Below are 10,032 nucleotides of genomic sequence, written 5' to 3' on the forward strand. Positions count from 1 at the left end.
AATTGAAGGAATATTCAGTCTCAAGGCGGATATGTCTTGGTTAGGTAGAAATAAAATATAGCAAACTTAGTCAGAGCTTTCATCCCATAAAATTACTATCGCCTACAGGTAATTAATCAATTTTAATCCACATCCACCAAATCACTTTCTGACTTTACAAACTTCAATCTTGCTTAATTCAAACCTCACCCGAATTAACATCCTCTTGACTCGCCTCATACAATATCTGCTGATAAGCATCTCGTAGCTCGTCTTTTTGCGACTCGGCGATATCATGCACCGTCATACAGCGCTCAAACACTTCCATCACATTTAAGTCTTGAAGGGTCTCGGTACTATTCTCAGACGTTAATACTTTATTATAATTATTCGTGTTCTTTATCTTTAGCGCTTTAAATGAAGTATTTTCAAGTAACGTCTGTATTTCCTCATTAAGATTACTAACGATTTCATTACCTTCATAAATAACTTCTAACCATATAACCTCATCTTTCGGTAGCGAATTTATGGACTGTTCAATATGCGTCATATCGCCTTTAATCTGCATTAACTTTTGAAATGTAGGGATGGGTATAGAGGTAATTTGCATCTGCTTATCGTGATCGTAATAAACAGGGGTAGGCGAATCGATGCCATCTGTATCAAAGCTATATGTCTCGAAGCTATCTACATTAGCGGGATAAGTTGGAATAGTATCAGTCGGGATTTCTTCAGACAATTTATCAGTATTATCTTGCTCCTTTTTATTTTCATTAAATTCATCATCAAGACCTGCAAACAAATCATCAATAAATAGACTATCTTGATTTTTAAGTTTAGGCTTAACCGATGTTTTTGAAGATGTTTTTGAAGTTGATATTTTAGATGTAGATGTTTGTATGGTTAGAGTGCTAAAGGCTTCATTTGGATCAGGTGATAACTGTTGAGTATTATCAAAACGCTCATCTATCAAGTCGCCAAACCGAATCAATAAAACTTGCTTTTGCTGGCGAGCCTCCCCAAAACCCATTGGAATCGGCGAACCACTATATCGAATGTGCTCACGTCCACCGATACGTTGTGGTACATGCAAATGTCCCAGCGCCACATAATCAAAACAGTCTGCAAACATATCAGCCGATATTTTACCCAACGAGCCAACGTATAAGTTGCGAACTCCATCATCATCTGTGGTACGTCCACCAGAGGCAAAAAGGTGACCGGTAGCGATAATCGGAATATGACGTTGGTATTGCTCAGTAAGCTTATCTTGTTGAGCTTTAGCAATTTCTGCCACGCCATCGTAATGTGCTTTGATACCCTCAATGACTTTGCTGTCTTTATCGCTATCGGACTCGCCCGCACGGCTACTGCGCACATCACGGTCACGCAGATAAGGGACAGCAGTTATGATACAAAAAGGTGTGCTTTCGCTATCATTGAGGGTCAACACCTCGGCTTTTAAATCCTCACAAGCTGTTCCGATTACATGCACATTTAAGAACTTTAATATATTGCTGGGCGCATCAAGAAAGGTAGGGGAGTCGTGATTGCCCGCTACGATGACGATATGTTGACAGACTGAATGCGCAACCCGTCCCAAAAATTCATAATACAGCGATTGTGCTCGATTGCTAGGTGTCATGGTATCGAAAATATCACCTGCGACTATGAGAACATCGACTTGATAGCGGTTAATGGCGTCTTCTAACCATGCTAAAAAAGCCTCAAATTCGTCATAGCGCATCTGACCATATAATCGACGACCGAGATGCCAGTCTGAGGTGTGCATTATGGTTAAAGGTTTTAAAGGGGTAGATGGTTCGGTGGACTTTGTCATATATAATATTACAACGCTTAGGTAATTAGGAAGATGACTTAACCAACAATAGATTTAGGATAAAATAATCATACCATAAAAAATTTTAATCAGGCTTATAAGTAGCTTTAAGAAGTTGCTACACTATTTCTTTAACTTCTATATAAGAAGGTTGCTAACAGTTTTGAATACTTACCTTTTGGTGTGGCGAAGTTGGCTCGTCAATAGTGTATGATATGGCCATAAAATTTATAAGTGAAAGGCAGAACAAGTGTTAGAACAAACCAAACAGTATGTAACATGGCAAGAAGGCGACACTCATCATAAAGCACTTTGGATATCGCAAAGTAATTACGAGCCACCAAGCCGTATCGTCATAGTCGATGACTCAACGACAGCTGGTGAAGCCTATCGTCTAGCCAATGCGGGCACGTCAATGTTATGGCGTGGTGACTTTCAAAATGCTAAGCAATTACTGCAAGCGCTTCAAAGACGTATAGATCGTGCTGAAGAACGTAAAAAGAATAAAGAAAATAAATTAGCAAACAAATCCGCAAAGGACGCAGCAAACGACATACCCAATTTGTTCCACAAAAATCGCCAAGCTCAATCACAACGTGCTCGACTATTAAGTCGTCTGATATTACAGCTTGATGAAAATTTTGTCAGCAAGCTACGTCGTGCACCTGATGTAAGTGCCGCTTGCACGGCTGCATTTGGTAAGATAACTGAACCATGCGTATTGTCATTTCGTGATCTGCAAGGGGCATTAGGGGCGGCTCAGTGGCGTGAAAAAGGGGTCCCGATTAAGGAATTAGGGCTATCCATTTACCCTCATTACGGTGTTTTTGCGCCGACTCGTCAGGAATATGTACAGCTGTTATTAGATGCGCCATTACCTTCACCCTGCGAGGTCGCCTATGACATCGGTACGGGAACGGGTTTATTGGCTATTATATTGGCGAAGCGGGGTATCAAGCAGGTCATAGCGAGCGACATAAACCCTAGTGCGTTAGCCTGTGCAAAAGACAACCTTGATCGTTTGAAGCTGACAGACGTTCAGTTGCAACAAGTTGATTTGTTTCCCAAACAAGTCCCTAAGGCGAACTTGATTGTCTGTAATCCACCTTGGCTGCCCGCTAAACCCAGTTCCCCCTTAGAGTATGCCGTTTATGATCCCAATAGTGCTATGCTAAGAGGATTTTTGAAAGGTATAAGTCAATATTTAGCTGAAAATGGCGAGGCTTGGCTTATTTTGTCAGACTTAGCAGAGCATTTAAACTTGCGGTCCCGTGATGAGTTATTAGGCTGGATAGATGACGCTGGATTGACAGTAAAATATAGACTAGATACTCAGCCAACGCACGGTAAAAGCCATGATGAAAATGATCCGCTATATGTAGCACGAAGTGCTGAGGTCACTTCGCTATGGTGTTTAATTCGCGCAATTTAAATAAATAGCCTAAGCAAATAAAAGTAGTGGCTGTTGTGCGAGGGACGAGCACCGAGTAAGGTCATTAAAGAAAAGCGGGACTCTCAATCGCATATTTCAGATGGTTTAAATCTTTCGATGCTGAGGCCCTGCTTTTGCTTTTATTTCGTTTTAGGTTCTCAGTTTAAGTGCTCAGTCTAAGTGTTAAATATAAAAAAATGTCACTAGATCATATTAAGCGCGTGCGCTTGCTGATCTGTATTGACAATATGCTCTCCAAACCAAGCCAACTCGTCATGCAGTTTTGCCACTTCACCTACGATTAGCAGAGCAGGGGTAGGTAGGGGATTGGCGTCATGTTTGGCAACGATGTTTTGAAGCGTTCCGGTCATGACTTGCTGTGTCGGCAAGCTAGCCTGAGATACAATGGCAATAGCAGTATCTGGAGAACGACCCGCATCGATTAAGCCTGTGGTTAAACGAACCAACGAATGTAGACCCATATAAAATACAATCGTCTCATGTGGATTGGTTAATGACTCAAAGCCATTGTTAGGCTCGCCAGACTTTAAGAAACCTGTCACAAAACGCACCGATTGCGAGTGATCACGGTGAGTCAGGGGGATGCCAGTATAGCAAGAGGCAGCACCAGCAGCAGTTATCCCAGGCACTACTTGATAAGGGATAGATGCAGCACGTAACGCTTGAATCTCTTCACCACCACGCCCAAACATGAATGGATCTCCTCCTTTCAGGCGTACCACACGTTTACCAGATTTGGCTGCATCAATCATCAACTGATTAATACCTTGTTGAGCGACAGCATGATTACTGCGTTTTTTACCCACGAATATTTTGTCCGCATCTCGGCGACATAAATCGAGCACTGCATCTGAAACTAATGCATCATAATAAACAATATCGGCTTGCTGCATCAATCTTAGGGCTTTAAAGGTAAGCAGCTCTGGATCACCAGGACCAGCACCTACGATATATACTTCACCTGTAGTTTTAGCAGGTTTTGCAGAATGAGTAGCGTTTTGATCGATATCACTATTACTTATTAATTGTTGATGGGTCTGTTCAAGTTGCTGTTTTAATGCCTGCTCGGCCTCAACGCTACGCCCAGCAAACATTAACTCGCTTACTTTACCTTCAAATGCTTTTTCCCAGAACTGACGTCTACCTGTTAATGTCGGTATTTTAGATTTGACCTCATCACGCATGTCACCTGCCAATTTTGCCAATTTACCATAGCCTTGCGGTATTAGGGTTTCAAGACGGGCACGTGTAAGGCGGGCAAGTACTGGGGCTTTGCCATTAGACGAGATGCCGATAACAATAGGATTTCTATCAACAATAGCAGGAAATATAAAATCACACAAAGGCGGCGTATCTACCACGTTAACCGGTATGTTTAAAGCTTTGCAATCAGCATGAACCTGATGGTTTAAGGCTTCATCATCGGTACCTGCAATGACAATTCGCTTACCTTCAATATACTTTTTGTCATAATGCTCAGTGATTAAAGCGTGCCTATCATCTGTCAACAGCGCCTGTATCTCATCGCTAATCTTAGGTGCTAATATAGTGATACAGGCACCTGCACGTGATAGCAAATCTGCTTTACGTTGAGCAACCTCACCACCACCCACGATTAGAACAGGTTGATTGTCAAGTTTGAAAAATAAGGGGAAGGTATTCATAGGGATTTGCTTTTCATTGGTGTCGTTTAAGAGTTAAAGTAGTGTAAGCTTTATTTCATTATTAATATCATTAAAATGAGCTTGTATAAAGTGGTTATTGCTAGATTTATCAGAATTAACGCATTTTGATAACTGACTTATAGCATAAATAATTAAAAAGCCCTCCTAAAAGTCTAATAGGAGGGCTATTTCAGTTATATTGCATTAACTAATGATAGCTAAGTCATTATCCAGCTAAATCTTAGATTTATATTTATCTAAATCAAGCTATGATCATCTCTATTAAAGCTGAGTATGCAGTCCACACTCACGGTTTTCTTCAACCTTGGTAGGGTCAAAGTAATCAAACTCATTAGGTAAGTTGTTTTCTTCTAGATATATGTCTAAGTCAGCGTCCGTTTTGTAGAACAAAGGCGCTACTTTTAATACGCCATCTTTAGATTGGCTAAGGACATCAAGTCCTTGACGGAATTCAGTTTGGTCTTTACGAATGGCATTAAACCAGACGTCAGGCTTTAATTCAGCTAGTGCACGTTTGAATGGCTCAAGTTTTACTTGTTCAGTGAACTCGTCATGTAATGGATTATTAACACTTGGAATACCGTTAAAGGTCGCATCACGATGGGCACTGGTTTGCTTAGGAATATAAGTGATAACATTAAGGTTTAAGTCTTTAATCAGCTTATTTGCAAACTTATAAGTCGCATCAGTATTATAACCAGAGTCTACCCATAATACAGTGATATCAGGCTTTTGCTTAGCAATTAAATGCAGAATAGCAGATTCGTAAGGACGAAAGTTGGTAGTGATAATTGGGTTTTCAGCTTTCGCTAGTGCCCATTCCACTATTTGTTCTGGGGTTTTGCCATGTAGTTCTTGATTGGCTTGATCAATGTTAATTTCAATTGTCATGTTACGTCCTTTATTAATAGTAAAAAAAATTTAAAACAAAAATATTTAAGTTATTAGAATATTTTATTTGGATTATGCCAAATTTTTAATTCAATATTATGTAGCTAAATCTATTCTCAAAACTTATCAAATATACGTATCTAGCAAATAGATTATCTGAACATCAGTTATTTGAATAACAGTTATCTGAACATAGGCAATTGGTCAGCCACAACCCCATCGTAGGAGGAAGGTAGGGCATTAAAAGCATTGACGATATCATCGCCTAAATTTTCATCAGCAATGATAAAACTGTCTACACCAGCACGCTTTAGATAAGCGATTTGATCACGCCCAAAATGACCTGCAATACGAATCTCACCCTCAAAACCTTGTTGACGTAGATGACGCGCTTGACTGAAGCTACGCCCATCAACAAAGCTTGGTTGATACAATACGATAAGATCTAGGTTGTTAACTAAAGGATAATTGGCATCTTTAGTTACTTTGAGTAATATGTCTATCTGATCAGTACTGACATTGGTATCTGCCCATACTCCTAAGCGGCTAGAGCGTAAAGCGATAAAACTTAATAGCTCACTTAATAAGCCTTTTGGCTCAATAACTTCGCTCAGCGGCAAAATTAAATCCAATCGCTCTTCTTTATGTAGAAGCTCACTCAAATGGATGCTTTTAATTGAAATAGATGAAGGAAGCTCTTCGGTATGCACGGCATACCAAGTATCTGTAACGGTTAAGTGTTCAGCCTCATTGTTTAGGATATGATAATTACCCATATACAGCCTCCTTGAATGGGTCAATACCAACCCTTTGAACAAATTCGCCAAACGGTTCTGGGGCATCACCTTCAACATGACGTTGAGCGGTATATACATTTAAGATTTTTTCTAAAGTTGGAGCAACTTCATCAGTAGCTACTGAGCGTCCTAAAATATTACCTAAACGAGTTTCAGACTTAGAGCTACCCCCTAAGCTGATTTGATACCAATGTTCACCTTTTTTATCAACGCCTAAAATACCGATGTCGCCAACGTGATGATGCGCACAAGCATTCATACAGCCTGACATATTGAGCTGAATGTCACCTAAGTCATAAAGATAATCTAAGTTATCAAAATGTTTTTCGATTTGCTCAGCGATATTATAAGTGGTGGCATTGGCTAGAGAACATAAGTCAAAGCCTGGGCAAACAATCATGTCAGTTAACGTGCCGATATTAGGACGCGATAGCTCAAGCTCTGTTAGGGCTTGCCATAAAGCGTATAAGTCAGTCTGTTTGACATCCGCAAAAACTAAGTTTTGTTGATGAGTAGCACGGATTTCACCAAAACTATAAGTATCAGCAAGATCAGCTAAGCTATGAAGTTGATACTCTGTGATGTCACCAGCAGGCACGTATTTTCCATCGACTAAGCCCGCTTTTAAGGACATAATGACACCGCGATAGCCTGAAACTTTATGCGGTACGGTATTGCGTGAGTACCAGTCAGCAAAAGCTTTGTTCTCAAACTGCTTAATTAGCTGACTCTGACTTGCTAATTCATCTATATTTTCGTAATCAAATTCTGGGAAGAAGCTTTTGGCTGTTTCAAAGTTATCATTAGTAAGGGTAAGGGGGCCGTCTTTGATAAAAGTTTCCCACTCAGTGTTCACCAGTTTGGCAAAATCTTTGGCACCCATACTCTCAACTAAGATTTTAATACGAGCCTTATATTTGTTATCACGTCGGCCATGCAAGTTATATACTCTCAAAATAGCATCTAGATAGCTTAATAAGTGCTCGCGCGGTAAGAATTTGTTAATGGTTTTGCCAATAATAGGGGTGCGACCTAAGCCGCCACCGACGATAACTTCAAAGCCAATGTGACCTTCCTTATTTTTAAGCAGATGTAAGCCGATGTCATGAACTTGAGTAGCGGCCCTATCTTCGGGGGTGCCAATTACTGCAATTTTGAATTTACGGGGTAAAAAAGCGAACTCAGGATGAAAGGTTGACCATTGACGAATTATTTCACAGTAGGGTCGCGGATCTTCAATCTCATTGGCATTGATACCGGCATAAGGATCAGTCGTAGTATTACGAATACAGTTGCCTGAAGTTTGAATAGCATGCATCTGTACAGAAGCCAATTCTGCTAATATGTCTGGAACCTCTTCTAACTTTGGCCAGTTTAACTGTAGGTTAGTACGGGTAGTAAAGTGACCAAAACCACGGTCATATCGACGAGTGATGTCGGCAAGTTTGCGCAACTGATAGCTGGCTATTAAACCATAAGGCACAGCAATACGTAACATGGGTGCATGGCGCTGGATATATAAGCCGTTCTGCAGGCGTAGGGGCAAATATTGCTCTTCGGGAAGCTCTCCCGCTAGGAAGCGACGGGTTTGGTCACGAAATTGCTCAACCCGCTCATCAACCATGGCTTGGTCCGCATGAGTATATTTATACATAGATATTATGCCTTTTTGTATAAGAAATTCTTGGCATTATACTACCTATCTAACATTGATTTGCTAAATTCATATCTGTTATATGCATATCCAAAGACAGCATAGAAAAGAATATACAAATTTAGTTAGTCTAGGGCAGTCAATTTTTATAAATAGCCTAAGCAAATAAATTAAGCTAGTTTTGAACTTTTAAGACTATCAAACTGACAAGACATTTAAACTTATAAAAATTCTGAGCCAGTAGGGCTATGCATTTTCATAGTAAAAATTTTAGTCAAAAGCTATCAATAACCTCATTTTAAATTAGAACCCATAAAACCACTGGATTGAAATATGACAGACCAAACAATCGTAAAACGTTTAGGTAAAACAAGTATTGTACCGCCACACGGTAGCGATGAGTTACAACCTTTATTATTAGAAGGCGAAGCTTTAACTGAAGCGCTTGATAAAGCCAAAAACTTGCCACAAATCATCCTTAGCTCTCGTGAACGTGGTGATTTAATTATGTTAGGCATTGGCGGCTTTACCCCCTTGCATGGCTTTATGAATAAATCAGATTGGCAAGGTGTGGTTGATGAAATGACCCTTAAATCTGGCGATAATAAAGGATTGTTTTGGCCAATCCCAATTACTTTATCAACCAATAAAGCGCAAGCAGACACCTTAGCGCCAGGTGATGAAGTGGCGTTAGTTGCTGAAGACGGTGAGATTATGGGCGTTATTACCGTTGAGGAAACCTACACCATTGACAAAAATCATGAATGTCAGCAAGTTTTCACTACCACAGATCCAGAACATCCAGGCGTTCGTCAAGTGTTAGAGCAGGGTGAGGTTAACGTTGCTGGAGAAGTAAAAGTATTTAGCCAAGGTGAATTCCCAACTCTGTATCCAGAAATTTATAAAACACCTGCTGAAACACGTAAGCTGTTCGAAGAGAAGAATTGGCAGACCATTGCAGCCTTCCAAACTCGTAACCCAATGCACCGCTCGCACGAATACTTAGCTAAGATTGCTATTGAGATTTGTGATGGTGTGATGATTCATTCTTTGTTAGGCGCTCTAAAGCCTGGTGATATTCCAGCTGAAGTGCGTCAAGAAGCAATTAAGACGTTGATTGATAACTACTTTAGAAAAGATACGGTTATCCAAGCAGGTTATCCTTTAGATATGCGATATGCCGGTCCTCGTGAAGCATTGTTACATGCTTTATTTCGTCAAAACTATGGCTGTAGTCATCTGATTGTAGGCCGTGACCATGCTGGCGTGGGTGATTATTATGGTCCATTTGACGCGCAAGCTATTTTTGATGAAATCGATAAAGACGCCATGCTCACTCAACCGCTAAAGATTGATTGGACCTTTTGGTGTAACGGATGTCAAGCGATGGCTTCTACTAAGACCTGTCCACATGATGCTGATCAACATGTTAAAGTATCCGGTACCAAGCTTCGTAAAGCGTTATCAGAGGATCAAGAAGTGCCTGAGAATTTTAGTCGTCCTGAAGTACTTCAAATCTTACGTGAGTATTATGCGGGTATTGCCAAAGAAGAGCGTGCAGAAGTACATTTAGTTGGCGCATCTGCTCAATAATTCACTTAACTGGTTTAATGTTCAACTGAACCTTTAAAACTATACATTAAAAGTTATTCATATAATTAAATCTAAGCCAGCATTTGCTGGCTTTTTTTTAAAGATATAGGAGGAATTATTGAAATGTAAGTTGTATTGGA

7 protein-coding genes are annotated in these 10,032 nt (G+C 40.2%); 2 read left to right on the forward strand and 5 right to left on the reverse strand.

Translation table 11 applies throughout. The annotated features are described in order from the left end of the window. Positions 1-178: 178 nt before the first annotated feature. Positions 179-1,819, reverse strand: a complete 1,641-nt coding sequence (locus QZ265_RS07605; RefSeq protein WP_296404970.1) for an exonuclease SbcCD subunit D C-terminal domain-containing protein — start codon at positions 1,817-1,819, stop codon at positions 179-181. Between the two features lie 250 nt (positions 1,820-2,069). Between QZ265_RS07605 and QZ265_RS07610 the strand changes: the two genes are divergently transcribed. After that, positions 2,070-3,251 (forward strand): class I SAM-dependent methyltransferase, encoded by a 1,182-nt coding sequence (locus QZ265_RS07610; protein WP_296404972.1) that lies wholly within the window; start codon positions 2,070-2,072, stop codon positions 3,249-3,251. Positions 3,252-3,454: 203 nt separating this feature from the next. Here QZ265_RS07610 and cysG read toward each other — a convergent pair whose 3' ends face one another. The 4 genes from cysG to QZ265_RS07630 all read right to left on the reverse strand — a co-directional run bounded on the left by cysG (position 3,455) and on the right by QZ265_RS07630 (position 8,299). Next, entirely contained in the window at positions 3,455-4,936 is a 1,482-nt protein-coding gene (cysG, locus tag QZ265_RS07615; RefSeq protein WP_296404974.1) for a siroheme synthase CysG, read from the reverse strand. A gap of 282 nt (positions 4,937-5,218) precedes the next feature. Further along, positions 5,219-5,848: a phosphoadenosine phosphosulfate reductase family protein gene (locus QZ265_RS07620; protein WP_296404976.1), complete on the reverse strand. Its 630-nt coding sequence runs from the start codon at positions 5,846-5,848 to the stop codon at positions 5,219-5,221. A gap of 182 nt (positions 5,849-6,030) precedes the next feature. Continuing rightward, positions 6,031-6,624, reverse strand: a complete 594-nt coding sequence (locus QZ265_RS07625; protein WP_296404978.1) for a DUF934 domain-containing protein — start codon at positions 6,622-6,624, stop codon at positions 6,031-6,033. Further along, on the reverse strand, positions 6,617-8,299 hold the full coding sequence (locus QZ265_RS07630) for a nitrite/sulfite reductase (protein ID WP_296404980.1): 1,683 nt from the start codon (positions 8,297-8,299) through the stop codon (positions 6,617-6,619). The genes QZ265_RS07625 and QZ265_RS07630 overlap by 8 nt, the downstream gene beginning before the upstream one ends. A gap of 333 nt (positions 8,300-8,632) precedes the next feature. Between QZ265_RS07630 and sat the strand changes: the two genes are divergently transcribed. Further along, positions 8,633-9,892: a sulfate adenylyltransferase gene (sat, locus tag QZ265_RS07635; RefSeq protein ID WP_296404983.1), complete on the forward strand. Its 1,260-nt coding sequence runs from the start codon at positions 8,633-8,635 to the stop codon at positions 9,890-9,892. The last annotated feature ends 140 nt before the right edge of the window (positions 9,893-10,032 follow it).

It is taken from the genome of Psychrobacter sp. (assembly GCF_018260395.1).
Taxonomy (GTDB): Bacteria; Pseudomonadota; Gammaproteobacteria; order Pseudomonadales; family Moraxellaceae; genus Psychrobacter.

Bases quoted from the DNA above. Each gene is read 5' to 3' on its own strand.
- QZ265_RS07605 (WP_296404970.1), bottom strand. From the start codon at position 1,819: ATGACAAAGTCCACCGAACCATCTACCCCTTTAAAACCTTTAACCATA.
- cysG (WP_296404974.1), bottom strand. From the start codon at position 4,936: ATGAATACCTTCCCCTTATTTTTCAAACTTGACAATCAACCTGTTCTA.
- QZ265_RS07620 (WP_296404976.1), bottom strand. From the start codon at position 5,848: ATGACAATTGAAATTAACATTGATCAAGCCAATCAAGAACTACATGGC.
- QZ265_RS07625 (WP_296404978.1), bottom strand. From the start codon at position 6,624: ATGGGTAATTATCATATCCTAAACAATGAGGCTGAACACTTAACCGTT.
- QZ265_RS07630 (WP_296404980.1), bottom strand. From the start codon at position 8,299: ATGTATAAATATACTCATGCGGACCAAGCCATGGTTGATGAGCGGGTT.
- sat (WP_296404983.1), top strand. From the start codon at position 8,633: ATGACAGACCAAACAATCGTAAAACGTTTAGGTAAAACAAGTATTGTA.